The organism is Alkalibacillus haloalkaliphilus (assembly GCF_007991275.1).
Classification (GTDB): Bacteria; Bacillota; Bacilli; order Bacillales; family Alkalibacillaceae; genus Alkalibacillus; species Alkalibacillus haloalkaliphilus.
On record NZ_BJYA01000015.1, the window covers coordinates 1 to 25,101 of the forward strand.

At 36.4% G+C, this 25,101-nt stretch carries 28 protein-coding genes and 1 other annotated feature; of the genes, 26 read left to right on the forward strand and 2 right to left on the reverse strand.

The genetic code is table 11. The features are described 5' to 3' along the window. Nucleotides 1-93: 93 nt before the first annotated feature. The 19 genes from AHA02nite_RS10845 (at nucleotide 94) to yajC (ending at nucleotide 14,413) form a co-directional block, all read left to right on the forward strand. Nucleotides 94-837 carry a M23 family metallopeptidase gene (locus tag AHA02nite_RS10845; protein WP_146817220.1) on the forward strand — a complete coding sequence of 248 codons (744 nt, stop codon included), beginning with the start codon at nucleotides 94-96 and terminating at the stop codon, nucleotides 835-837. A gap of 1 nt (nucleotide 838) precedes the next feature. Continuing rightward, on the forward strand, nucleotides 839-1,681 hold the full coding sequence (locus AHA02nite_RS10850) for a M50 family metallopeptidase (RefSeq protein WP_146817222.1): 843 nt from the start codon (nucleotides 839-841) through the stop codon (nucleotides 1,679-1,681). A gap of 1 nt (nucleotide 1,682) precedes the next feature. Continuing rightward, nucleotides 1,683-3,098 (forward strand): ribonuclease E/G, encoded by a 1,416-nt coding sequence (locus AHA02nite_RS10855; protein WP_146817224.1) that lies wholly within the window; start codon nucleotides 1,683-1,685, stop codon nucleotides 3,096-3,098. Nucleotides 3,099-3,138: 40 nt separating this feature from the next. Beyond that, nucleotides 3,139-3,211: a sequence feature (ribosomal protein L21 leader region), on the forward strand. A 13-nt stretch (nucleotides 3,212-3,224) separates the two neighbouring features. Further along, nucleotides 3,225-3,533: a 50S ribosomal protein L21 gene (gene rplU / locus AHA02nite_RS10860; protein ID WP_017185556.1), complete on the forward strand. Its 309-nt coding sequence runs from the start codon at nucleotides 3,225-3,227 to the stop codon at nucleotides 3,531-3,533. Nucleotides 3,534-3,544: 11 nt separating this feature from the next. Beyond that, the gene (locus AHA02nite_RS10865) at nucleotides 3,545-3,877 is read left to right on the forward strand and encodes a ribosomal-processing cysteine protease Prp (protein WP_146817226.1); all 333 of its coding nucleotides are present in this window, start codon (nucleotides 3,545-3,547) and stop codon (nucleotides 3,875-3,877) included. Between the two features lie 14 nt (nucleotides 3,878-3,891). Then, nucleotides 3,892-4,182 carry a 50S ribosomal protein L27 gene (gene rpmA, locus AHA02nite_RS10870; RefSeq protein WP_146817228.1) on the forward strand — a complete coding sequence of 97 codons (291 nt, stop codon included), beginning with the start codon at nucleotides 3,892-3,894 and terminating at the stop codon, nucleotides 4,180-4,182. Nucleotides 4,183-4,444: 262 nt separating this feature from the next. Next, a complete protein-coding gene (locus tag AHA02nite_RS10875) occupies nucleotides 4,445-4,963 on the forward strand; it encodes a Spo0B domain-containing protein (RefSeq protein WP_218025419.1) in 519 nt (172 codons plus the stop codon). 23 nt (nucleotides 4,964-4,986) lie between these two features. Continuing rightward, complete coding sequence (gene obgE / locus AHA02nite_RS10880) at nucleotides 4,987-6,273, forward strand: GTPase ObgE (RefSeq protein ID WP_146817465.1); 1,287 nt, start codon at nucleotides 4,987-4,989, stop codon at nucleotides 6,271-6,273. A 123-nt stretch (nucleotides 6,274-6,396) separates the two neighbouring features. Then, entirely contained in the window at nucleotides 6,397-6,993 is a 597-nt protein-coding gene (locus AHA02nite_RS10885; protein ID WP_170236078.1) for a LysM peptidoglycan-binding domain-containing protein, read from the forward strand. Nucleotides 6,994-7,097: 104 nt separating this feature from the next. Further along, the gene (nadE, locus tag AHA02nite_RS10890; RefSeq protein ID WP_146817234.1) at nucleotides 7,098-7,856 is read left to right on the forward strand and encodes an NAD(+) synthase; all 759 of its coding nucleotides are present in this window, start codon (nucleotides 7,098-7,100) and stop codon (nucleotides 7,854-7,856) included. A 52-nt stretch (nucleotides 7,857-7,908) separates the two neighbouring features. After that, nucleotides 7,909-8,418 (forward strand): YhcN/YlaJ family sporulation lipoprotein, encoded by a 510-nt coding sequence (locus AHA02nite_RS10895; protein ID WP_146817236.1) that lies wholly within the window; start codon nucleotides 7,909-7,911, stop codon nucleotides 8,416-8,418. Between the two features lie 66 nt (nucleotides 8,419-8,484). Further along, nucleotides 8,485-9,243, forward strand: coding sequence for a (S)-benzoin forming benzil reductase (locus AHA02nite_RS10900; RefSeq protein ID WP_146817238.1), 759 nt, complete (start codon nucleotides 8,485-8,487; stop codon nucleotides 9,241-9,243). A 20-nt stretch (nucleotides 9,244-9,263) separates the two neighbouring features. Continuing rightward, complete coding sequence (locus AHA02nite_RS10905) at nucleotides 9,264-9,983, forward strand: YebC/PmpR family DNA-binding transcriptional regulator (RefSeq protein ID WP_146817240.1); 720 nt, start codon at nucleotides 9,264-9,266, stop codon at nucleotides 9,981-9,983. A 138-nt stretch (nucleotides 9,984-10,121) separates the two neighbouring features. Then, the gene (gene ruvA, locus AHA02nite_RS10910; RefSeq protein WP_146817241.1) at nucleotides 10,122-10,730 is read left to right on the forward strand and encodes a Holliday junction branch migration protein RuvA; all 609 of its coding nucleotides are present in this window, start codon (nucleotides 10,122-10,124) and stop codon (nucleotides 10,728-10,730) included. Between the two features lie 13 nt (nucleotides 10,731-10,743). Continuing rightward, complete coding sequence (gene ruvB, locus AHA02nite_RS10915) at nucleotides 10,744-11,745, forward strand: Holliday junction branch migration DNA helicase RuvB (RefSeq protein ID WP_146817243.1); 1,002 nt, start codon at nucleotides 10,744-10,746, stop codon at nucleotides 11,743-11,745. Continuing rightward, nucleotides 11,742-11,942: a DUF2905 domain-containing protein gene (locus tag AHA02nite_RS10920; RefSeq protein ID WP_017185545.1), complete on the forward strand. Its 201-nt coding sequence runs from the start codon at nucleotides 11,742-11,744 to the stop codon at nucleotides 11,940-11,942. Before ruvB ends, AHA02nite_RS10920 begins: the two co-directional genes overlap by 4 nt. 17 nt (nucleotides 11,943-11,959) lie before the next feature. Beyond that, nucleotides 11,960-12,985: a tRNA preQ1(34) S-adenosylmethionine ribosyltransferase-isomerase QueA gene (gene queA, locus AHA02nite_RS10925; RefSeq protein ID WP_146817245.1), complete on the forward strand. Its 1,026-nt coding sequence runs from the start codon at nucleotides 11,960-11,962 to the stop codon at nucleotides 12,983-12,985. 16 nt (nucleotides 12,986-13,001) lie between these two features. Next, a complete protein-coding gene (gene tgt, locus AHA02nite_RS10930) occupies nucleotides 13,002-14,138 on the forward strand; it encodes a tRNA guanosine(34) transglycosylase Tgt (RefSeq protein ID WP_017187787.1) in 1,137 nt (378 codons plus the stop codon). Between the two features lie 17 nt (nucleotides 14,139-14,155). Continuing rightward, a complete protein-coding gene (yajC, locus tag AHA02nite_RS10935; protein WP_146817247.1) occupies nucleotides 14,156-14,413 on the forward strand; it encodes a preprotein translocase subunit YajC in 258 nt (85 codons plus the stop codon). A 371-nt stretch (nucleotides 14,414-14,784) separates the two neighbouring features. On the opposite strand, the gene AHA02nite_RS10940 is transcribed toward yajC, so the two are convergent. After that, entirely contained in the window at nucleotides 14,785-15,165 is a 381-nt protein-coding gene (locus tag AHA02nite_RS10940; protein WP_146817249.1) for a TIGR04086 family membrane protein, read from the reverse strand. A gap of 151 nt (nucleotides 15,166-15,316) precedes the next feature. Here AHA02nite_RS10940 and AHA02nite_RS10945 point away from each other — a divergent pair, with 151 nt between their 5' ends. Both AHA02nite_RS10945 and AHA02nite_RS10950 read left to right on the forward strand, forming a co-directional pair. Next, nucleotides 15,317-16,597 (forward strand): ArsB/NhaD family transporter, encoded by a 1,281-nt coding sequence (locus tag AHA02nite_RS10945; protein WP_146817251.1) that lies wholly within the window; start codon nucleotides 15,317-15,319, stop codon nucleotides 16,595-16,597. A gap of 73 nt (nucleotides 16,598-16,670) precedes the next feature. Further along, nucleotides 16,671-17,318 (forward strand): DUF421 domain-containing protein, encoded by a 648-nt coding sequence (locus AHA02nite_RS10950; protein ID WP_170236079.1) that lies wholly within the window; start codon nucleotides 16,671-16,673, stop codon nucleotides 17,316-17,318. Here the strand turns inward: AHA02nite_RS10950 and spoVB are convergent. Further along, a complete protein-coding gene (gene spoVB / locus AHA02nite_RS10955; RefSeq protein WP_146817255.1) occupies nucleotides 17,315-18,856 on the reverse strand; it encodes a stage V sporulation protein B in 1,542 nt (513 codons plus the stop codon). The genes AHA02nite_RS10950 and spoVB overlap by 4 nt on opposite strands. A gap of 199 nt (nucleotides 18,857-19,055) precedes the next feature. Here spoVB and AHA02nite_RS10960 point away from each other — a divergent pair, with 199 nt between their 5' ends. From AHA02nite_RS10960 to AHA02nite_RS10980, 5 genes are all read left to right on the forward strand, one after another. Next, complete coding sequence (locus AHA02nite_RS10960) at nucleotides 19,056-19,370, forward strand: post-transcriptional regulator (RefSeq protein ID WP_146817257.1); 315 nt, start codon at nucleotides 19,056-19,058, stop codon at nucleotides 19,368-19,370. 38 nt (nucleotides 19,371-19,408) lie between these two features. Beyond that, on the forward strand, nucleotides 19,409-21,679 hold the full coding sequence (gene secDF, locus AHA02nite_RS10965; protein ID WP_146817259.1) for a protein translocase subunit SecDF: 2,271 nt from the start codon (nucleotides 19,409-19,411) through the stop codon (nucleotides 21,677-21,679). A gap of 110 nt (nucleotides 21,680-21,789) precedes the next feature. Next, nucleotides 21,790-22,101 carry a lipopolysaccharide assembly protein LapA domain-containing protein gene (locus tag AHA02nite_RS10970; protein WP_146817261.1) on the forward strand — a complete coding sequence of 104 codons (312 nt, stop codon included), beginning with the start codon at nucleotides 21,790-21,792 and terminating at the stop codon, nucleotides 22,099-22,101. Between the two features lie 57 nt (nucleotides 22,102-22,158). Beyond that, nucleotides 22,159-24,477 (forward strand): single-stranded-DNA-specific exonuclease RecJ, encoded by a 2,319-nt coding sequence (recJ, locus tag AHA02nite_RS10975; protein WP_146817263.1) that lies wholly within the window; start codon nucleotides 22,159-22,161, stop codon nucleotides 24,475-24,477. Next, the gene (locus tag AHA02nite_RS10980) at nucleotides 24,467-24,979 is read left to right on the forward strand and encodes an adenine phosphoribosyltransferase (protein ID WP_146817265.1); all 513 of its coding nucleotides are present in this window, start codon (nucleotides 24,467-24,469) and stop codon (nucleotides 24,977-24,979) included. The genes recJ and AHA02nite_RS10980 overlap by 11 nt, the downstream gene beginning before the upstream one ends. Nucleotides 24,980-25,101 lie beyond the last annotated feature (122 nt).

Below are 25,101 nucleotides of genomic sequence, written 5' to 3' on the forward strand. Positions count from 1 at the left end.
TTTTTATATAAAAATTCTGTTTATCTATTAACTTAATCATATTTTCACTTATTCCGAATAGGCTAGTACAAATGAGAAAAGGAATGGTGAAATATGAGTAGAAAACTAAATGAAATTAGACATAGTATATCGAAAAGAAAAAAGACACAACGATCAAAACTAGGAAAAGATGCTCCGTATTTGCCTTCTCGTGAAGAAAGCCATGGATATATGCCTTTGTCTGAATATGATTCACAAGGATTCCCGAAGGTTAAAGCTTCTCTTATGTCCAAGCTATTGTTATCTGCTTTTATATTCTTTTTAACTTTCTTTATTTACTATTCACCTGCTCCTTGGATGAATCAAGCACAAAACCAAGTTCATGGATGGTTGACAGAGGACATGCCTTTTGCAACGGTACAAGCCTGGTATGATTCCCATTTTTCTTCTTTGTTTGTATCAACAGCATTGGACCAACCTGCAAGTCAGCAAGACCAAATGGTTGATACAGTACCAGTAAGTGGGCTGCACGTCGATAGGGTTACAGAAGGTTCTAAGGGTGTATATATAGAAGTTCATGAAGAGAAGGGTGTTTACCCTGTTGAACGTGGAACTGTCTTATTTGCTGGCAATATGCCTGATACAGGACGAACAATCATTGTTCAACATGAAAGCGGCGAAAAAACAGTGTACGGTAACTTAGCTGAAATAGATGTTTTTCATTACCAATTCGTCGATCCAACTAAAAAGATGGCAACTGTTAAACCTGATGAACTAGTAGGGTATTCAAATTTATATTTTGCTGTACAAGATGGAGAAGATTATATTGACCCGTTGCAAGTCATTTTAGGAGATTAATATGGCAGTTGTTCGAAAAATACAACTTCATCCTCTATTTATGATTTTATGTGTTGTAGCATACTTTTTTGGTCTATTTGCGGAATTATTTTGTTTAACTTTAATTGTGTTCATTCATGAATTGGGTCATTATATAGCAGCTAGATATTTCAAATGGAATGTATCTAAGATTGTAATTTGGCCTTTTGGCGGTGTGATGGAAACAGAAGATTATTATAATAGGCCAAGTAAAGAGGAACTGATTGTAACTATAGCTGGACCACTTCAACATGTGTGGTTGTATGGCGCCATTTTCATATTGAGTTATGTTGGGGTGCAGGATAGTTTTCTTTTTTTATTACTGGCTATGAATACAGCTATACTCCTTTTTAATTTATTACCAATTCTTCCGTTAGATGGCGGAAGAGTTATTTTTATTGGCCTAAATCAGTTGCTCTCATTTCATAAGTCTATTGCTACAATGACGTTAATTTCAATTATTTTAATTGGTTTTTTAAATGGTATACTATTGTTTATAGGTTGGTATAATATCCAAATAGCATGGATTTCTATTTTTTTATTGTTAGATAATTGGTTTACATGGAGAGAGAAACATATCTTCTTGTTAAAACATCTCTTATCGAGGTATTTTGTTCAAAATGTAGACCGTTCAGACATTCATTTACTTCAAGTCCCTAGTGGAACACCTGTTACCGAATTAGTAAAGTTGTTTAAAAAAGGTTGTTATCACTATATCCATATAGGACAAGAAGTCGTCTTAAGCGAGGATGAATGTTTGAGAATATTGTTTACTGACCGTGAACGCACAATTTCTAATGATAAGCTAAAGGCAGAGGTAATCTAAATTGAGGAAAATATATTTACAAACGAAAACAGCCCATCAAATGATCTATGATTTCGAGGATGGTCATCTGAAAAATATAAAATACCAAAAAGCAGAAAACCTTCAAGTTGGTGATATTGTTTCAGGAGTAGTACATCAAGTTGATCAAAGGTTAAAAGCAGCATTTGTTGATATAGGCCAAAGTGATTTGGCCTATTTGGCATTTGATCAAGTTTATAATGGTCAAGTACATAAAGGAGAGCGCCTAATTTTACAAGTTGAGCGTTTGGCAACGAAAACGAAAAAAGCTTCTGTTAGTAGTATGATTCAGTTAAAAAGCGATGCTTTAGTATATTTGCCGTTAGAGAATTCTATTAACATATCTAATAAGTTAAATGCTGATGAGCAAGTACAGCTTAAGGAGAAGTTGGATCAAATTGTAGACCATGGTGGTGTTGTTGCTCGAACAGTTGCAGGACAATTAAGTTTTAATGAATTAAAAGAGCAATATACTCATTTAAAATCTAAGTGGGACATTGTCAGTCGTCATCACCAAAGTAAAGGGGTTATATTAAAAGAACAAAGTTTATTTAACCAGTTTTTACAAAGTGTTTCACATAGCGGTGTTGATAAAATGATTGTTGATGACTTAGACAAGGTTCAAGCATTTAAACAATCCTTTGATCACCTTAGTCATTTAATACAGTATGATCGTCAATTTTATTCAAATAAACCGATCTCAATTACGGAACTGTATGAACAGTTATCAAACCGCCATGTTAAACTTAAAAACGGCGCAGCCATCACAATTGATCAAACAGAAGCATTAACAGCTATTGATGTTGATTTTGGCTCATTTAAAGACGAAACGAGTAAACATCCTCCATATTTGGACATAAACGTAGAAGCAGCTAAAGAAAGTGCAAAACAAATTCGTAATCGCAATATTTCAGGGGCGATTGTGATTGATTTTCTTAATATGAAAACAAAACGTGAACAACAAATGGTCATGAATGTATTCCGTGATGAAGCGGAGAACGATGATGTGAAAGTACATGTCGTTGGCTTTACTAGACTTGGGATGTTAGAAGTTACGAGAAAGCGTGTGAATGAAAATGTGTACCAATTTTTAGGTGTTGATGAACGTTCATTAGCAAAGTATGATACATTTTCATATAAAGAACTTGAAGAGAATTTGTTAGTTTATGAAGCTAACCCTGATGTCGATTGTGTTTTAGTAGAGGTAGAACCTCATCAAATAGTCAATTGGAAGACAATGATTGAAAAGATCGCTTATCGTCACCGGTTCCATTTTGAATGCTATATTGGTCAAAATAATTCTTTACACGCACCTTATAAATTGTATAAAATAGGTGACGTTAATTGGTTATTATCTCGCCAAGAGGAAGGTCAATTAAATATTGACAAAGTTTTTTAATACGTGATAATATCTATATGTTATGTTTTTAAATGTAGCACCCGTGCTACAACCGCTCAGAGAAGGTTTTTAAACTCTTTAGAGTACCTTTAATGGCGAGTCTGAGTAATTAGAGGAGGTGCAAGTATGTACGCAATTATCGAAACAGGTGGTAAGCAAGTAAAAGTAGAAGAAGGTCAATCTGTATTCATCGAAAAGCTTGATAGTGAAGCTGGTGAAGAGGTGACTTTTGACAAAGTACTTTTCGTAGGTGGAGACGCTACAAAAGCTGGTACTCCATACGTTGACGGTGCGACTGTAACTGGTAAAGTTGAAAAGCAGGGTAAAGGTCGTAAGATTACTGTTTTCAAATATAAGCCAAAGAAAAACTACAAGCGTAAGCAAGGTCATCGTCAGCCATACACGAAAGTTACAATTGACAAAATTAACGCGTAAGGATTTTGGACATGATTGAAGTAATAGAGCAACGTAACTCAAATGGAACGATTAAAGGTTTTCAAATGTCAGGTCATGCTAGTAGTGGACCTCATGGTCAAGATTTAGTGTGTGCTGCAGCATCTGCTGTTTCATTTGGTACTGTAAATGCCATTATTTCAATGTGTGAATGTGAACCTTACATTGAACAAAGTGAAGATGGCGGTTTTCTAAAAGTGAGTTTACCTGAACAATTGTCAGGAGAACGCTTGAATAAAGCGCAAACGCTCTTAGAAGGTATGTTTGTCTCGCTTGAAACAATCGAAAGAGACTATGGACAATATATAAACATCTCAAAACCTTAAGGAGGTGCATGTCAATGTTACGCTTAGACTTACAGTTCTTCGCACAGAAAAAAGGTGTTGGTAGTACGAAAAACGGTCGTGACTCAGAGTCGAAACGTTTAGGAGCTAAACGTGCTGACGGCCAAGTCGTAACTGGCGGTTCAATCCTTTATCGTCAACGTGGTACTAAAGTTTACCCTGGTCACAACGTAGGGATCGGTGGAGACGATACACTATTCTCAAAAGTTGACGGTGTTGTTCGCTTTGAACGCTACGGACGCAATCGTAAAAAAGTAAGTGTTTACCCAGAAACACAAGAAGCATAATGAGTTAAAAAGCCGGCTCTAAAGTTAGAGTCGGCTTTTTTGACTTTTAGTGGTGTCCATTGTTATAACAGTTATGTTAAGATGTTCTACCGTTCGTCACATTCTCAGCTGTAAAAATATAAGTTTGAACATCACATCGTGTGTGTTTATTAGACCACACCCAACAATATTTGAAATATAACCTAACTTCATCTAGAACGATTTAAAACCATGAAATAAGTTATGGTATGATATAAATAAAATCATAATGAAGGTGATGAGGTTGAATACGAGTGAATTTTTACAGTGGCTCCGATTGTATCGCCACGATCTTATGAATGACTTACAAATCATTCAAGGGTATGCCACGATGGGGAAATATGACAAATCAAATGAAAAAATTAACCAACTAACTGAACGGTTAAAAGATGAACGACTGTTACAAGCTTTGAATGCTGATCAATTTGCCTATTGGCTTTTAACTTTGTCTCTTGCTGAGAAGCAGTTAGAAGTCACTTATGATATTGACGTTGAACAAAGCAATTTGAGCAGCATAGATCAGCAAATGAAAACAGATAGTGAAAACATAATTGAACGACTTTTTAAACATATTAATGAGTATGAAATAAAACCTATTCATATCGTGGTATCTGGACACAAATCAATTTTGTTATCTTTTGAAATTGCTCTAAAAAAAGACCAACATGAAGTTTTTATGAATGATTTAACATTCAATGGAAAATTACAAGATAAGACAAGTGAAAATGAAAGTTTAAAATTAACGATAGAATACATCAATTGATGGAGTAAAAGTAGGTGAGTGCAATGTTTGTCGATCGCGTACAAGTATATGTTAAAGCAGGTGACGGTGGTAATGGTTTAGTCGCCTTTCGTCGCGAAAAATATGAGCCAATGGGTGGTCCCGCTGGTGGTGATGGCGGTAACGGTGGTGACGTCGTTTTTGAAGTGGATGAAGGATTGAACACTTTAATGGATTTCCGTTACCAACGCCACTTCAAAGCTACACGTGGTGAAAATGGTATGAGTAAAGGAAAGCATGGTAAAAATGTAGACCCTTTTGTTGTTCCTGTCCCACCAGGAACTGTTGTAAGAAATGCCGAAACGAAAGAAGTTATTGCTGACCTCGTTGAGCATGGCCAACGAGCGGTGATTGCTCAAGGTGGGCGTGGTGGTAAGGGAAACATTCGCTTTGCTAACGCGCGCAATCGCGCACCTGAGCTTGCTGAAAATGGTGAGCCTGGTGATGAGCTTAATGTAGAATTGGAGTTAAAAGTATTAGCAGATGTTGGCTTAGTCGGGTTTCCGAGTGTAGGGAAATCAACCCTTTTATCTGTTGTAAGTGCCGCAAAACCGAAAATCGCTGATTATCATTTCACAACTTTAGCCCCTAATTTAGGGATGGTTAGAACAGATGATGATCGAAGTTTTGTTATAGCAGACTTACCTGGGTTGATTCAAGGAGCTCATGAGGGAGTCGGTTTAGGCCATCAGTTTTTACGACATATTGAACGTACACGTGTAATCATCCATGTAATTGATATGTCAGGGTTAGAAGGCCGTGATCCGTATGAGGACTATCAGGCAATTAATCATGAATTAAAAGAATATGATGAAAAGCTTCTTGAAAGGCCACAAATCATTGTCGCTAATAAAATGGACATGCCAGATGCTGAAACGCACTTTGAGTTTTTTAAAGAGCAATTAGGTGAAGATTTACCGATTTTTCCTGTTTCAGCCATTACGAAGACAGGTTTGAGAGACTTATTACTTGAAGTTGCCAATACGTTAGAAGAGATCCCGAAAGATACATTTGAAACAGCAGAAGAGACAAGTGATGAACGAGTCGTTTATAAATACGAAGGTGATGATGATTCATTCTATATTACACGTGACCCAGACGGTGCTTATGTATTATCAGGGCCAAAGATTGAACGACTATTTAAGATGACAGACTTCAACCGTGATGAATCCGTTCGTCGTTTTGCGAGACAAATGCGTCACATGGGCATTGATGATGCGTTAAGAAAACGTGGTGCTGAAGATGGCGATATTGTTCGTCTGTTAGATTTCGAATTTGAATTTATGGAGTAAGTGTAAGTTATAGTACCTTGATTTTACCGTTTTCATAAAATTTCTCGTCCAATGTCAACATTTTCGCCTAGTTGCATAACTTGTTAGTAGCGCCTAGGTACGACAGAAAGGGGAATGTTGACATTGAAAATTCATATCGTTAAAAAAGGTGAATCAATGGATTCGATTGCTGAGAAGTATGGTGTGTCGCAATCAGAATTACATGACATGAACAAACATTTATCTGAGCCTAAAGATGTTATGGAAGGCATGAAGTTAAAAGTACCGAATGAATCACCGAAAGAACAACCAGTTGTAGAAGTTGAACAAACAAGAGAGGTTGAAACAGATCATAGCTCCAATGAGGAAGTTGAACATAGTCGTCAAGAAGAATTAACAGTGGCTGAGCGCTTCCCGTTACCTAATGACTTTGAAAAGCCAAAGCCGATCCCTTATATTCGTGAAGATGAATACTTTGATAAACAAATAGCACCTTATGATGAAAGCACATCTTATGATGAGCTTCTTGAAGCTGCAAGTTATACGAATATGCCGAACACCTTTGAGGACAGTTGGACTCCAGAAGTTGTTTATGAGCCAATCTATTTTGACCCTTATGTAGTTCAACAACAACAGCAGCAATCACAACAAGATTATGAGCGGTTATACTATGCTTCTTATCGGAGTGGCTGTGGTTGTCAAGGTGCACCAATTAATTATGGATACGGATATTACTATTAGATAATCAATAAGTCGTAAATGACCCCATTTACGACTTATTTTTATTTTCAAAAGCGTTATGATAAAATTAATAAAAATGACTAACGTGGCAAAGGAGAAAAAATATGGAACAACATATTGAACAGTTAGTACAATGGTTACGAGAAACTGTCAAAGAGACTAACACTAATGGACTAGTTGTTGGCTTAAGTGGCGGTATTGATTCAACTGTCGTAGCTTACTTAATTAAAAAAGCATTACCAGATCAATCCTTAAGTGTTATAATGCCATGCAAAAGTGCAGAATCAGACGCTAACGATGCTAAATTAGTAATTGAAGGCTCTGGAATTGACCACGTTACAGTGGATTTAACTGAGCAACATGATGCCTTGTTTAATAATATAAAAGGGCAGATTGGAGCAAAAGGTGAATGGAATGAGGACAAGCAACAATTAGCTGATGCTAATCTCCGTGCTCGTTTAAGAATGAGTACACTTTATACTATTGCAACAAACTACAATTATTTAGTTGTTGGAACAGATAATGCGGCTGAATGGTATACAGGGTATTTCACCAAATATGGAGACGGTGGTGTCGACCTTGTACCACTAACACACTACACTAAGTCTGAAGTACGTGAATTAGGTAAAGCATTAGGTGTACCACAGCAAATTATTGAAAAAGCACCGAGTGCCGGTCTTTGGCATGGTCAAACAGATGAAGAAGAAATGGGTGTCACTTACGACACAATAGATGCGTTCTTAAATGGTGAATCAGTCAATGATGATGATGCACAAACCATCGAGAAAATGCACGAAAGAACAGCACATAAACGTGCATTACCGAAGTCTCCACCTAATTTCCATCATTTCACTCTTGAATAAATGCATGATGTAACACCTCTCATTTCAAACTAATGAAACGGAGGTGTTTTCCATGTTGAAAAAGCTAATATTAATGGCAATTATGGCATTGGTGTTAACTGCTTGTACGTATGTTAATCCAGGTAAAGTCAATAATGATGAAGACAGTGTGACCAATAGTCAACAATCAACTCAAATGCAACAAGATCAACAGTTGACAGATGAGCAAAAAATTAGATTAAATATGTATGAAAATCCTTATGAATACTTCGAAAGAGATGAAGTTGAGGATACATTAGATAACTCTGATGGACGTCCTCACGTTTCTGAAGAAGCATCAGAGCGTATTGAGGAAGAGCGTAAATTATATCATCGCATTATGAACCTAGATGAGGTACGTCAAGCAGGGATTTCATTACAAGATGACCATATTTTTATAGCCATTAATTTAAAAACTCGAACAACTGAAGCTGAAGCCATTGAGCGTGTGACAGAAGTGGTCGAGGATGAAACTGGACGTACAGATGTTACCGTTTGGGTTGACCGAGAGTTTCACAACAGAATAGAAGACCGAAAATATTAAAAACAGTTGAACAGGAGGTGAGTAAATAATCTCCTGTTCAAATACATAATACTGGGGGATTTACATATGAAATTTGCAATAGTTACTGGTGCTTCAAGAGGATTAGGAGAAGAAGTCGCTAAAAATTTATTAAAAGGCGACTACCAACTCATAACTGTTTCACGTAAACGGAAGACGAATGACTTTAAAAACGTAGCGAACGAAAACCGTAAGTCATATTTTCATTTCTCGTGTGATTTAAGTGACTTAGAATCATTAAATGATACTGCTCATGAAATAATTAAAGTATTACAAAAGCATACCGTCGATGAATTGTTAGTCGTTAACAATGCGGGTATGGTATCACCAATGGGAGCTGTCGGCAATTTAGAGAATCATGAAATTGCTAAGCATGTCTCCCTTAATCTGACAGCACCAATGTTACTCGTTAACACAATGAAAGCCCATAGTGGAGCAGATCGTATGACTGTTATAAATGTAACTTCTGGAGCAGCAGAAAAAGCAATTTACGGGTGGAACGCATACAGCTCAACGAAGGCTGCGATTAATAAGTATACTGAAACAGCGGCTTTAGAAGCAGAAGAGTTAAAAGCTCAAGATGTGCATATTGCATTTAGTCCTGGCGTGATGGATACAGATATGCAAGGCGAAATTAGAGAAACGAGCGAAGATGACTTCAAGGACGTTGAGTCTTTTAAACAGTTAAAAGAAGCAGGTCAGCTAAGAAGTCCGAAAGAAGTTGCTGATTTATTACAAACGTTAATTGATGATCAGCAAAGTTTAGAAAATGGTAAAGTGTATAAAGTATATGATTTAGTGAAGTAGCATAAAAGGGAGGGGAACCTATGGCTGGTCATTCAAAATGGCATAATATTAGACATAAAAAGAATGCGAAAGATGCTAAACGTGGCAAACTGTTCATGAAGTTGGCTAAAGAAATTTATGTGGCAGCCAAACAAGGTGGTGCAGATCTAGAAACTAATGCCGCATTAAGATTGGCTGTTGATAAAGCTAAATCAAATAATATGCCTAATGAAAATATAGAACGTGCGATTAAGAAAGCAACAGGCAATCTTGAAGGTGAAAATTACGAAGAATTCACTTACGAAGGATATGGTCCTGGTGGGGTCGCCGTTATGGTTGATGTATTAACCGATAATAAAAACCGTACAGCATCAGAAGTCCGTCATGCTTTTAATAAAAACAATGGTAACTTAGGTGAAAACGGCTGTGTCTCATTTATGTTCCACCGAAAAGGGTATATCGTAATTGAACGATCTAATATTGAAGTGGATGAAGATGAGTTCATGCTAGAGGCAGTTGAAGCTGGCTGTGAGGAAATTGAATCAAATGAAGAAGTATTTGAGCTATTTACAGACCCAACCGACTTCGAATCAGTGCGTAACACACTAACACAACAATATACAACCGCAGCTGCAGAATTAACGATGGTTGCTGATAATTACACACCCGTTAGTGATGAACACAGAGAAGATATGGAAAAATTAATTGATATGCTAGAAGATCTAGAAGATGTACAAGAGGTTCACCACAATATGCAATAAGGTTTTATAAGATTGTCTAAGCCCTCCTCAACTTGGGGAGGTTTTTTCTGTTTTAGTATTATGAAATTAAGGACGAATGAATGAAGTCATGTTAAACTGATAAAGAGAACGTTTGTTCATAAAAGTAGGGGGAACACTATGTATTCATATATTGAAGGTGAACTTAAAAGTGTAACAGAAGATTATATTGTCATTGATATTTCAGGTATTGGTTATGAAATTTGGTGCCCTAACCCGTTAAGGTTCCAAACAAAAATAGAAGAGATTGTTAAAGTTTATACATATTTTTACGTTAGAGAAGATACACAGATGCTATATGGATTTAAGCTTAGTGAAGAAAAAGATCTATTCAAAAAGTTATTAAATGTTTCAGGGATTGGACCGAAAAATGCATTAAGCATTGTAAGTCAAACGTCTGTACAAGATTTCGCTAAAGCTATTGAGCAAGAAAATGATGCTTATTTAACGAAGTTTCCAGGTGTTGGTAAGAAAACAGCGCGTCAAATGATTTTAGATTTAAAAGGAAAAGTAGACGAGTGGATGCAAGTTAAATCGGATGATCTTTTAACAATAGAAACTGAAATTACACCGAGTAATCATCACCTTTATGATGAAGCGGTAGAGGCATTGTTAACTTTAGGTTATACGAAGAGAGAATTAGATAAGATTGCACCTCAACTAAAAGCACATCAAAGTAACTCAACTGACGACCTTGTCAAACACGGTCTTCAATTATTAATGCGTTAAGGGTGAGTATAAAATGGATGAAAGAATGGTTTCAAGTGAAGCACAATGGGAAGACTCTCAAGTAGAGCAAAGTTTACGTCCGTCTAACTTAGCTCAATATATAGGTCAAGACAAAACGAAAGAGAACCTAAAAATATTCATTGAAGCAGCTAAAATGCGTGAAGAACCACTGGATCACGTATTACTTTACGGACCACCAGGACTTGGTAAAACGACTTTAGCTTCAATTATCGCAGAAGAGATGGGAGTGCAGTTTCGAACGACATCAGGGCCTGCTATTGAACGTGCAGGTGATTTAGCTGCCATTCTATCTTCTCTGGAAGCGGGCGATGTATTGTTTATCGATGAGATTCACCGTTTACCAAGGTCTGTTGAAGAAATTTTATATCCAGCTATGGAAGATTTCGTTTTAGACATAGTCATCGGACAAGGTGATGCTGCAAGGTCAGTAAGACTTGAACTGCCACCATTCACATTAGTAGGAGCAACAACGAGAGCAGGCTTATTGTCAGCGCCATTACGAGATCGGTTCGGCGTCTTGAGTCGGCTGGAGTTTTATAATGAGACAGATTTATGTTCAATTATTCACCGAACTGCGAATGTATTTGATTACGAAATTGATCAAGAAGCGGCTACAGAGATCGCCTCAAGGTCAAGAGGTACACCTCGTATAGCCAATCGTTTACTTAAAAGAGTGAGAGATTTATCACAAGTAAATCGAGAAAAGACGATTACATTTAACAGTGCTCAAAAGGCACTTAAGATGTTACAAGTAGATGCATCTGGTTTAGATCACATTGATCATAAATATTTGCTCAGTATTATAGATCAATTTAAAGGTGGACCAGTCGGGTTAGATACTTTATCTGCAACAATTGGTGAAGAATCTCAAACGATTGAAGATGTATATGAACCTTTTTTATTACAACAAGGTTATGTACAACGAACACCTAGAGGTCGAGTAGCTACTCATAAAGCGTATGAACATTTCAAACGGGAGGTTCATGAAACTTGACTAGTTTAGGAAAGTTATTTATTTTGTTAGGGGTACTTTTTATTATAATCGGTATTATTTGGAGTTTTATTGGTAGGTTGCCTGGTGATATTACGTTTAGAACAGGGAACACAACAATCTTCTTTCCAATCGTGACATCAATTGTCGTTAGTATAATTTTAAGTGTCCTTTTTATGTTATTTGGTAGGTTTAAATAGAAGGAAGTGTCGCAACAATGAGAGTAGAGGACTTTGATTTTGAATTACCTGAAGAGCTTATTGCACAAACACCTTTAAAAGAAAGAGCTTCTTCTAAAATGATGATTATTGATCGAGAGGAAGAGTCAGTTAGCCACAAAAGGTTTGCAGATGTGGTTAATTACTTGAATCCAGGTGACTGTTTAGTGTTAAACAATACAAAAGTGTTACCAGCTCGACTCTTAGGTGTAAAAGAAGAAACAGGAGCTAACATTGAGCTGCTTTTACTACACCAAATTGAAGGTGATCGTTGGGAAGTGTTGGCCAAGCCAGCTAAAAAGTTCAAAGAAGGTGCAACGGTAAGTTTTGGTGATGGTCTATTATCTGCAACTTGTATTGAAAGTTTAGATCAAGGTGGTAAGGTTGTTGAGTTTCATTATGATGGAATTTTCCTCGAAGTATTAAACGAATTAGGGGAGATGCCATTACCTCCTTATATTAAGGAGCAGTTAGATGATCAGGATCGTTACCAAACGGTTTACGCTGAAGAATCAGGTTCAGCAGCAGCCCCGACAGCAGGTTTGCATTTTACAGAAGAACTGCTACAACAAATTAAGGCAAAAGGGGTTAATGTCGCATATTTAACGTTACACGTTGGGCTTGGGACATTTAGACCAGTTCAAGTGGATAATCTTGAAGAACATGATATGCATGCTGAGTATTACCGATTAACAGAAGAGACTGCTAACCTTTTAACAGAAACTAAAGCGAATGGTGGAAGAGTTGTTGCAGTTGGTACAACATCGATTAGAACGTTAGAAACGATTATGCGTGATTATGACGAGTTTCGTGCTGTTTCTGGTTGGACTGATATTTTCATTTATCCGCCGTATCAATTTAAAGCGGTAGACGGCTTAATAACGAATTTTCATTTACCGAAATCTACTTTAATAATGCTCGTAAGCGCATTTTCAACGAAAGAATTAATTATGTCAGCCTATCAAGAGGCAATTGAACAACGTTATCGTTTCTTTAGCTTTGGCGATGCGATGTTAATACTTTAAACGTAGGAGAATGAATATGGCAATCACGTATGAACTGATTAAAACATGTAAACAAACAGGAGCTCGTCTCGGTAAGGTTCACACTCCTCATGGCTCATTTGAAACACCTGTGTTCATGCCAGTAGGAACTTTAGCAACTGTTAAAACGATGGCTCCTGAAGAATTAAAAGAGATCGGTGCAAATATTATTTTATCAAATACGTATCATTTATGGTTACGTCCTGGTGAAGATGTAGTAGAAGAAGCAGGCGGGCTTCACAAATTTATGAATTGGGATGGCTCAATTCTAACGGACTCTGGAGGGTTCCAAGTTTTTAGTTTGAGCGATATGCGTCAAATTGAAGAAGAAGGTGTTCATTTTAGAAACCATATTAGTGGTGCGAAACTATTTTTATCACCTGAAAAGGCGATGCACATTCAAAATTCATTAGGTTCTGATATTATGATGGCATTTGATGAATGTCCACCATACCCTGCATCATATGATTATATGAAGGCATCTGTAGAAAGGACAAGCCGTTGGGCTGAGCGTTGCTTAGAAGCCCACCAGAAACCAGGGCAACAAGGGTTATTTGGTATAATTCAAGGTGGCGAGTATGAAGAGTTACGTAAACAAAGTGCAAGAGACCTAACTAGCCTAGACTTTCCTGGATATGCCATTGGTGGTTTGTCAGTTGGTGAGCCAAAAGATGTTATGAATAAAGTGTTAGATTTTACAACACCTTTATTACCTGATGAAAAACCTAGGTACTTAATGGGAGTGGGCTCTCCTGATTCATTAGTAGATGGTGCGATGCGTGGTGTTGATATGTTTGATTGTGTATTACCAACACGTATTGCAAGAAATGGGACGTGTATGACGTCAAATGGTCGTCTAGTTGTTAGAAATGCTAAATTTGCTAAAGATTTTACACCAATTGATGAAAATTGTGATTGTTATACGTGTCGTAATTATACAAAAGCCTACATTCGTCACTTAATTAAAGCGAATGAAACGTTAGGAATAAGATTAACTACTTATCATAACCTATACTTTTTGGTAAAATTAATGGGACAAGTGAGAAATGCCATCAAAGAAGATCGCTTAGGTGATTTTCGTGATGAGTTTTTTGAACAATATGGTTTTAATAAACCAGATGCTAAAAACTTCTAGAAAGGAGGTTGTAATAGATGGATTTACTAATGACGTTAATGCCAATCCTTTTATTTGTACTATTGTTTTGGGCTATTTTAATTCGTCCGCAACAAAAGCGTCAAAAGCAAATTACAGAGATGCAAAATAACCTACAAAAAGGTGATGAAATTATCACTATTGGCGGTATGCATGGTACTGTGCATGCGCTAGATGAAGGTACAGTAGTGTTAGAGGTCAATGAAGGACAGAAGCTTACATACGATCGTACCTCAGTTCGTGAAAAGAAAGCATAATGAAAAACAGGTTGGATATTCCAACCTGTTTTTTTATCTTTAAAGTTAGTTTTTAAAATTCGGCTCTATACTAAATATGGTGGTGTCCATTATCACAATCATTAAATAAAGCATCTATTACAGAATAAAGAGCACAAAACCCTTTTTGTGTTAGGTGAGCTATACTAAGCGGAATCAAAATGCGTAGACTCCAGCGGGAACAGCACGTGTCTCGAGACCCCACAGGCCCCGTTCTTTGGGCCGAGGAGGCTTGAGCCGTGCCCGCGGAAAGCGAAGCATTTTGATGTAGCGATGTTAAATATATTCGTTAAAAGGATAACAAGTGGATGGTGTAAATTTTTACACCTCCACATTTGTAAATAGAATCTCTTTTAATATGCTTCACTTCTTCTTTGCATATTGACACCTAAAATACTACCCGTAACTGTAGCTACGATGAATATTAAGAAATATAAAATTTGATAGCTTTGGATCCATGAATCATGTGCCAAAAATTGATAAAGCATAATCCCTACAACATAAATGATACCAACTATAGCACCTGTCACCCAACCTTTATGAACTGTCATCCTGCCAGATATAAACCCACCAATTAGCATAATGACAATGCTAGTAATAAAAGTGACCCATTGAAGTGTACTAGTCGCCATCCAATCGAAATTAATAAATAAAGCAAATACTAAACTTGCAACTAACATAAGTACTAGAATGGCTGTTAATCCGTAAAAAGTTGCTTTAAGACGCTCATTCATAAAAAAATCCCCCTTTAACAATTTGTGCCTAACTACTTAAACCAAGGCATAAGCTGTCCATTGTTGTCCTATTGGTATAAAACTATGCATGTTTCTAATGAAAAAGACGTATTTATTTTATAAGGACAGAAAGTTAAAAGGGGAAATGAACATGGAAGCGATCATCGCCATTACAGTGTTTGCAATAAGTTACGTCTTTTTATTACTTGATCAGATTAATCGAGCATTAGTCGCTTTATGTGGCGCTGCTATTCTAGTTGTACTTGGGATATTTTCAGTTGATAGTGCATTAACAACCTATGTGGATTGGAGCACAATAGTATTACTATTTTCAATGATGGTATTAATTACGATTACTCAAAGAACAGGCGTGTTTGAGTTTATTGCATTATGGATGATACAAAGAGTGGATGGAAGGCCTATACCGTTGTTTTTCTGGGTAGGTGTATTCACTGCAGTTGGTTCAGCTTTATTAGACAATGTTACGACCGTGTTGTTATTTGTACCAGTTCTCCTACACATGATCAAAAAATTAAACTTACCAGCTTTTCCGTATCTTGTTATGGTGATTATCACCTCTAATGTTGGTGGAACAGCGACGATGATTGGAGACCCACCAAATATTATGATTGGACAAGCTGTTGAACATTTAACATTTATGTCTTTCATTATCCATTTAACTCCTGTAGTCATTGTTATTTTTGCTATTACTATGGTTCTATTAATTCTTATGTTTGGAAGAACGCTATCGAAGGCAGGCGAACAGCGAAGTGATGAGGCAATAAACTTAGACCCAAATGCTGCATTGAAGAAATCACCACTACTTTACCAATCTTTAACGGTACTTGTTCTTACGATTCTAGGGTTTCTTCTCCATGGGTTTATTCATGTTGAGTTAACTACAGTAGCTTTAGCTGGAGCGTTAATTCTTTTACTTCTATCGCAAAAATACGCCGATTGTGAACAAATTTTTGCGAAAGTAGAATGGACGACTTTATTCTTTTTTATCGGCCTATTCGTCTTAGTAGGTGGGTTAGAACAAACTGGTATAATAGATCAAATTGCGATGTCGTTCATTACGTTAACTGAAGGCGATACTGTAAAGTCATCATTTATCATTTTGTGGTCTGCGGGGCTATTATCAGGGTTTCTAGATAATATTCCTTATGTCGCATCAATGATTCCGATTTTGTTTGAGCTTGAGGAATTTGGAATGACGGCGACTGATCCAATGTGGTGGGCACTTGCCTTAGGAGCATGTTTAGGTGGGAATGGTACGCTACTTGGTGCTTCTGCTAACGTTGTCGTTGCAGGGATTGCGAGTACAAACGGAGTGAAAATCCCTTTCGTCCGATTTATGTTATATGGTTTATTCATAGTTGTTGTGTCACTTATTATTGCGACAATCTATATGGCAATCCGTTATTTCTAAAGGCTAGTTAAACCGTATAAATTGAACTATATAGCAAATGCTAAAGGCGAATATATCAACGGAGATGGACAATATGGATGAACTAATAAACTTGATTGTTCGCACAGCAGGGGTTTATATAGCGATTTATGCGGTTTTTCGTTTAATGGGTAAACGTGAGATCGGTGAGTTAAGTATTATGGATTTAATTGTATTTATTATGATGGCTGAAGTTGGGGTTCTTTCTATTGAACAAACGGAAGAATCCTTCTTTTTATTGTTAACACCGATCTTTGTATTATTAATTATTCAAAGGTTAACAGCTGAGGTTTCTTTTAGAAGTAATAAGGCGAGAATGCTTCTTGATGGCACACCATCAATTATCGTTCGAAACGGGGAAATTGATGAAAAAGAAATGAAGAGGCAGCGATATAACATGGACGACCTTCTCGTGCAATTGAGGCAGCAAGGGGCGTTACAGTTAAAAGAAGTAGAGCTTGCCGTATTAGAAACAAATGGCAAGCTCTCAGTATTTCAGAAGAAAGATAATCCTTTAAATTATTTTGATCCAATTATTGTTGATGGTGAATTTCAAGAGGAAGCTTTAAAACAACAAGGAACTACACAAGAACAAGTAATAAATAAACTGGAAAGCTATGGTGTAAACGATATTACAAAAGTGTCTGTTGCCCAAATGCATGAAGATGGATCAATTTTTGTAGACTTTAAGAAGCTCAATTAAAACCGGCCTTGTTTAAGCTGTTCCCATTCGTCTTTTGATACAATTTTAAACAGGAATAAGCCAACGATATATATAAATATTAGAGTTGTGATAATAAGTATTGTAGAGATTAATGCACTGCCAGTTATAAGGATCGACTCAATTTTAGTCCCCATAATGTAAACTAGAATAACTAATGTAATCATTCTAAGCGAAAGCCAAAACGGCATTCTAAATTTGATCAGTTTATAAAGTGTGATGAAGTGTAATAAGGTGACGACAAGTACGCCAACAACAATAGAAATTACAACACCATCAATCCCGAAAGAGGGTTTTGTAGCTAGTAACCATAAGACAGCAAGTTTTACGACAGCTCCAATTAAACTGTTAACCATAGCGTGTTTCGCATAGTCTAGTGCTTGTAAAGCGGCTTGTAGTGGTGCTTGGAAATATAGTAATAAGAAAAAAGGTGCCATAAACATTAAAAACTTAGCACCATTGTCATTGCCATACATGAGCTGCAAAATGACAGGAGCTAATAGTAGAAAGATGATCGTCGCAATACCACCTGAAGCAAATGACAGACGTAAAGCTTGTCTTATTCGGTAGTGTACAGTTTGATAATGTTTTAAAGCATTCGCTTCACTTATTGAAGGAATGAGAGCTACCGATAGAGAATGTGTTATAAAAGTCGGCAAAAGGAGTAAAGGTAGTACGTAACCCGCTAGCTGACCATATAGTTTAGTACTTTCTGATATCGTATAACCGGCAATAATTAAACTTTGTGAGACTAGAATCGGCTCTAAGAAATATGTTGTTGAGCCGATCAAACGTGTTCCTGCTGTAGGAAGTGCAATGTGTAAAATACTATTAAGAGTAGAACGCATTTTTTTAAACCCTTTGTGAACTGTAAGGTCAATAATGGATTTTTTATGCTTTTTGAAACAGTAATACATATAAAATAGTGACACAAGTTCACCAATTACGATTGAAACCATAGCCCCAGCTGCAGCATGGGTAATGCCATAAGGTAGCATCATCTTAACAATAATAACAACAAAGACGATCCTAACTACTTGTTCAATCACTTGTGAGGTAGCTTGTGGCTTCATGTTTTGTAGCCCTTGGAAGTAACCTCTTAAAACTGATGAGATTGCTATGATTATTATAATTGGGCTAATCATCAACATTGGTAAATAAGTACGGTCATCCAAGATTAAATAGTTAGACACGAAAGGTGCTGCAGTTATAAAAAGGGTTGTTAAAACTAAACTTAAAGAAATGGTAATGGTAAAGGACAACTTTAAAATTTGATTAATCTTTTGTTTATTGTTTTCTGTATTCGCTTCTGCAACTAGTTTGGAAACGGCTACGGGAATTCCAATTTGAGATAACGTAATCATGAGAAATAAGGCAGGTAAAGTTAACATGTAAATGCCAATTCCTTCTTCTCCTAACAATCTAGCTAACACAATACGATTTACGAAACCGAGTAAACGACTGATCATCCCTGCGATTATTAATATAATGGCGCCTTTAATAAAAGTCTGCTTAGACAATTTGAATACCTACCTTCTCAAAAGGGTGAAATTTCGGTACAATAATTTATATGCTTGTCTTAGTGCAAGTCATGATAAAAGATTAAAAGTTTGTATGATGAAATAAAGAGTTATTTAAAAGATTGATTGTTGAATAAAATGAAGCGCTTCTGTTAAGAAAGAGGAGTCATACGAAGCTGCCATTAAAGGGGGATTTTAGTTGGAACCGGTTAAAAAGCACGTTGAAGAATGGCGCCCTTACTTGTATGACGTCATTCAAAGTAAAGTAGATGAATTGCGTCTATTAGGTTATGATCACGTCACACATGATGAAGTATGGAATTGTTTGCAGAAGAAAGTATGGCGAAAAAGTAATGAAAAAACATTACATCAAGTCGTACAAGATGTATTACATATGAGTGATCGTCTATTTATGAGTTTTTTAACGGTTCAAGTTCAGCAACAGGACGAAGAGTTATCACAACAAATAGAAGCTTTATCCCAATGGGAACAGGATCATAAAGAAGTGAACTAAATCCCAACGGTGTCGACTTAAAGGAGGTAACAGATAAGATGAAAAGGAAGGGCAGAATTGTCGCCTTTTTCCTAATTGTTTTACTCTTAGGAGGATTAATTGGTACGACAACCAATTCAATAACGAAAGATATTACATTAGGTTTAGATTTGCAAGGTGGCTTTGAAGTTTTATACGAAGTTGAACCATTAAGTGAGAATCAAGAAGTTAACGATCATATGCTCGATGCAGTTGTTCAAAGCTTATATGAAAGAGTTGACGTATTAGGGGTTAATGAACCTTCTATTGATATAGAAGGTGATGATCGAATACGTGTTCAACTAGCAGGTGTTACCGATCAAAATGAAGCACGTGAATTGTTATCGACAACCGCTAATCTTTCATTTAGAGGTGTAGATGATGAACTGTTCTTTGATGGGACAGAGCTAGTCGAAGGAAGTGCTAGACAGAACTTCGATGATATGAACCAACCAATTGTAACAATGGAGACGAAACGTAACTTTGAAGAAAGTGATTATGAGAATTTCCATGAAGTTACACAAGATGTTTCGCAATTGCCAGAAGGCGATAATTTATTAGTTATTTGGTTAGATTATGAAGAAGGTGATTCATTCCAAGAAGAGGTAGGAAGTGATGATCCCAAATTTATTTCTGCACCACGTGTGCAAAATCCAATTGCTAGTACAAACGTTATGATTGAAGGTCAGTTTACTGTAGATGAAGCTAAACAATTAGCTGACTTACTTAATGCCGGTTCATTACCAGCTGACTTAAATGAAGTTTACTCTGTAGCGGTTGGTGCTCAGTTTGGTGAACAGGCGTTAGATCAAACGGTTTATGCTGGTATTCTAGGTGTCATCTTAATCCTATTATATATTATTAGTTATTATCGTTTCCCAGGATTAGTTTCAGCGGTAACATTAAGTGCTTATATTTATTTAATATTACTTGTGTTTGAATCGATTAATGGCGTACTGACATTACCAGGAATCGCAGCACTCGTGCTCGGTGTTGGTATGGCGGTAGACGCTAATATTATAACCTTTGAACGAATAAAAGAAGAATTAAAGGCAGGTAAGACACTTAAATCCGCCTTTAAAGCAGGTAATAGACGCTCATTGGCGACCATTTTAGACGCCAACGTTACAACCATCATCGCAGCTACTGTCTTGTTTATATTTGGTACAAGTTCAGTTAAAGGTTTTGCGACGATGTTAATCATTAGTATTGTCCTAAGCTTTATTACAGCGGTTTACTTAACGCGCTTCCTACTAGGGTTATGGGTTAATAGTAAGGTATTAAACAATAAACCAAAGCTGTTTGGTGTTAAACAAGATGAAATTAAAGATATTACGAAAGGTGAAGAAGTTGAACCTCACTTCTTTGGTAAAACATTTGATTTTGTCCAGCACCGTAAGAAGTTCTTTATAATATCAGGTGCCTTAATTACGGCTGGAGTTATATTTTTGTCTACAGTTGGTTTAAACTTAGGGATCGACTTTGAAAGTGGTTCACGTGTACAAGTGATGGCGGATGAATCATTAACAGCTGAAGAAGTAAATGATGAGTTTGGAACACTAGGCTTAGACCCAACGCAAGTAGTCATGGCTGGTGATGAAGATGAAATTGCGATGGTCCGCTTTGATACAGTACTAGACCAAGATCAAATTGCAGAAGTCAATAATCACTTCACTGATGCCTATGGCAATGAACCAAGTGTCAGCACAGTAACACCTAAAATTGGTCAAGAGCTAGCAATGAATGCGATTTATGCTGTATTAATTGCTTCGATAGCGATTATTATTTATGTAACGTTCAGGTTCGAATTATTCTTTGCTTTAACAGCGATCTTTGCGTTATTACATGATGCATTCTTTATTTTAGCTTTATTCAGTATCTTCCAGTTTGAGTTTGATATTACAATTATCGCAGCAATACTTACTATTGTCGGTTATTCAGTTAACGATACCATTGTTACCTATGACCGAATTCGTGAAAACTTACGGATGGAGAAGAAAGTTAAGACATTTAGTCATTTAGCTGCAATTGTTAATAAGAGTTTAATGCAAACATTAGCACGTAGTTTCAATACGGTAATTACAGTAGTCTTTGCGGCGTTAATGTTATTCATTTTCGGTGCACAAGCGATCACCTACTTCGCGTTTGCACTAATTGTCGGTTTACTTGCTGGTACGTACTCATCACTATTCCTTGGTGCACAACTATGGTTAGTGTGGAGAGGGCGTAACATTGAGAAAAAGCCAGTAGACTTCCAAAAGAAAAAACGTCAAGAAGGACCACAAGTGTAATAATTAAAAGTGATAGAGGGAATTTACCTCTATCACTTTTTTTGAAAATGAGGATTGAGCTTCCTTGTTATAGGGAAACTAAAAACAAGAAAAATAATGGGGGAATTTAAATGAAACAACAAACTTGGATTATATTAACGATTATATTTACAATTTTAATCGCTGTCTTTGCTGTTATTAATGTCGATTCTGTCCCTGTCGATTTCTTATTCGTAGAAACAGAAGCTCCATTAATATTAGTTATTTTATTGTCAGTTCTACTTGGTGCACTATTAGTGATGGGCGTTAGCTTTGCTAAGTTTTATCAATTACAAAAACAAATCAAACAGTTAAAAGCTGATCCAACACTTGAAGAAGAACCAAATCAAGAACTTGAAGATCAAACGGTGCTAGATCACGAAAAAAAAGATGAACAAAAATAATCTCACATTGATACCCCTGATTAGCTCTTGTATAATAAGTTAGTCAGGGGTGAAAATATGTTAAAAAGTAAAATGAATTGGAAAAGTGTATCAAACAATCAAACACCTCAACTAAATCTATCTGTTTCATCTGTGATAGAACGTATGTTAGTAAGAAGAGGTATACATACACAGGAAGAAGCAGAAGCTTTTTTATACCCAACGATAAACGACCTACATGACCCTTTCTTATTCGAACAAATGGAACGAGTTGTGTTAAGAATAAAACAAGCTATTGAAAATGAAGAAAAGATACTAATATATGGAGACTATGATGCTGATGGTGTTACCGCTACTTCAGTGTTAGTTAAGACGTTAAGTTCGTTAGGTGCTATAGTTGATTATTATATTCCAAACCGCTTTACTGAAGGTTATGGGCCAAATGAAGCCGCTTTTAGAGCAGTACATGAAGCTGGTGGTACTTTAATTATAACGGTAGATAATGGAATTGCTGCACCAAAAGAAGCGGCTGTGGCAAAAGAGTTAGGAATCGACTTAATTATTACAGACCACCACGAAGAACAGGATGAAATTCCAGACGCTTATGCGATTATTCACCCACGCTTATCAGAAAACTACCCTTTTAACGATCTAGCTGGAGTAGGTGTTGCTTTTAAGCTTGCTCATGCGCTATTAGGTCGAATACCAAAAGAATTGACAGGTTTAGTTGCCATTGGAACGGTTGCTGACTTAGTTCCGCTTAAAGGTGAAAATCGTGTGTTAGTAAAACAAGGGTTGTCTACGCTGACTCATAATGACATGCCTGGTATTGAAGCGATTAAAACGATCGGCAAAATTGAACCGCCAATTACGACTGAACATATTGGATTTATTATTGGACCGAGAATAAATGCTGTAGGCCGTCTACAAGATGCATCGTTAGCTGTTGATTTAATACTAGAAGACGACCCAATCATTGCTGAAGATATGGCAAAAGAAATTGATGAGTTAAATCTAGAAAGGCAGCAAATAGTCAAAGAGATAGCTGAACAAGCGTTTGAAATGATCGAACAAAATCACAAAGACGATGATGTTATTATTTTAGCAAATGAAGGTTGGAATCCAGGAGTTCTTGGTATTGTTGCTTCTCGAATTGTTAATAAATATTATAAACCGACTATTGTATTAGGAATTGATCGAGATAAAGGCATAGCTAAAGGCAGTGGTCGAAGTATACCAGCTTATGACATGTTTAAAGAAGGTATGAAAGTTAACGACTTGTTTGTACATTTTGGTGGTCACGCTCAAGCAGCAGGAATGACTGTTAATTTAGATCAATTAGATGATTTACGAAAAGTATTAAATGAAAAAGCTAGTGAGATTTTGACTGAAGAAGATTTTATACCTAACTTAATGATTGAAGATGAAGTTAATTGGGCTGAGTTGGATATTAATTTTCCACAAGAATTAGAACTATTAGCCCCATTTGGTATGGAGAATGAGAAACCGGTCTTTCAACTTAATCAAGTGAAACTAACAAACATTAGAAAAATTGGAGCTAAACAAAACCATATTAAACTACACGGGGATATAGATGGTTTAACAGTTGAAATGATCGGCTTTCAAATGGGTGAGGTTGCAGATAAGTTGACTTTAGGCTCTGAAGTTGATGTCGTTGGTGAAATTGAGGTCAATGAATGGAACGGTAATCGAAAGTTGCAAGTTAAATTAAAAGACTTAAGGTGTAACCAGTGGCAACTGTTTGATTATCGAGGAAAAGGATTAACTGATCAAGTTAAATCAATTTTATCTTCGGATCAACTACTGTTTGTCTACTTTAATGAATCACCGACTTTTGAGAAAGAAGCAAATTATTATCATTATAGTGAATTAACGTTACTTGAACGACAACAATATAACAAGTTAGTCTGTTTAGATTTACCTGAATCATTGGAGACTTTTGAAGAAGCTATACAGTTTACGCAGTTTGAAGCTATTTATTTATGTTTCAACAATGAGAATAATCATCTATTTTCATTTATTCCGAGTAGGGAAGCGTTTAAAACATTATACGTCACATTGAAGAAACACCAAGTCATTAAATACGAGCAAAAGGCTCAACTTGCTGAAGCAAAAAACTGGTCATTAGGGCAATTGGATTTCATGCTAGAAGTGTTTTTTGACTTGAACTTTGTTAAAATAACTAATGGTGATATAACTTTTCGAAACGATGTAGAGTTTAAACCGTTAGAGGAGTCAGTAGCATATAAACGAAAACAAGATGCTTTGAAAGTTGAAGAGACGTTGTACTACTCAAATTTTGGAGAATTAAAGGAATGGATTGACAGTAAGTTGCGCTTGCAAACGAAGGAAGGGGAAGTTGTACATGGATTATAAACAACATATAACGATTGTAGAAGACTGGCCAAAAGAAGGTATTAAATTTAAAGATATTACGACATTGATGGATAATGGTCCTGCTTTTAAATCAGCTATAGATGATATTGTAGAATATGCTAAGCAACAAAATGTTGATGTGATCGTTGGACCAGAAGCACGTGGTTTTATCGTAGGTTGTCCAGTTGCTTACGCTTTAGGGGTAGGTTTTGCACCTGTACGTAAAGAAGGAAAACTACCACGTGATACGATTAAAGTGGAGTATGGTTTAGAATATGGTACAGATGCTTTAACTATTCATAAAGATGCTATTAAACCAGGTCAACGTGTGTTATTTACTGACGATTTACTTGCAACTGGTGGTACAGTTGAAGCGACACTCGATTTAGTTGAGCAACTAGGTGGAGAAGTTGTAGGTTGTGCATTTTTAATCGAGTTAAGTTATTTAAACGGTCGAGAAAAGCTAAAAGATTATGATATACTAACTTTAATGGAGTATTAAGCTTAATGGCTGGCCAGATTTTGGTCAGCCAAGTTTATTTGAATTATTGAATACATAGTTTAACTGTTCAACTTTACTTTACAATATTCAAATTATTATTATAATTAGTTAAAAATCTGACT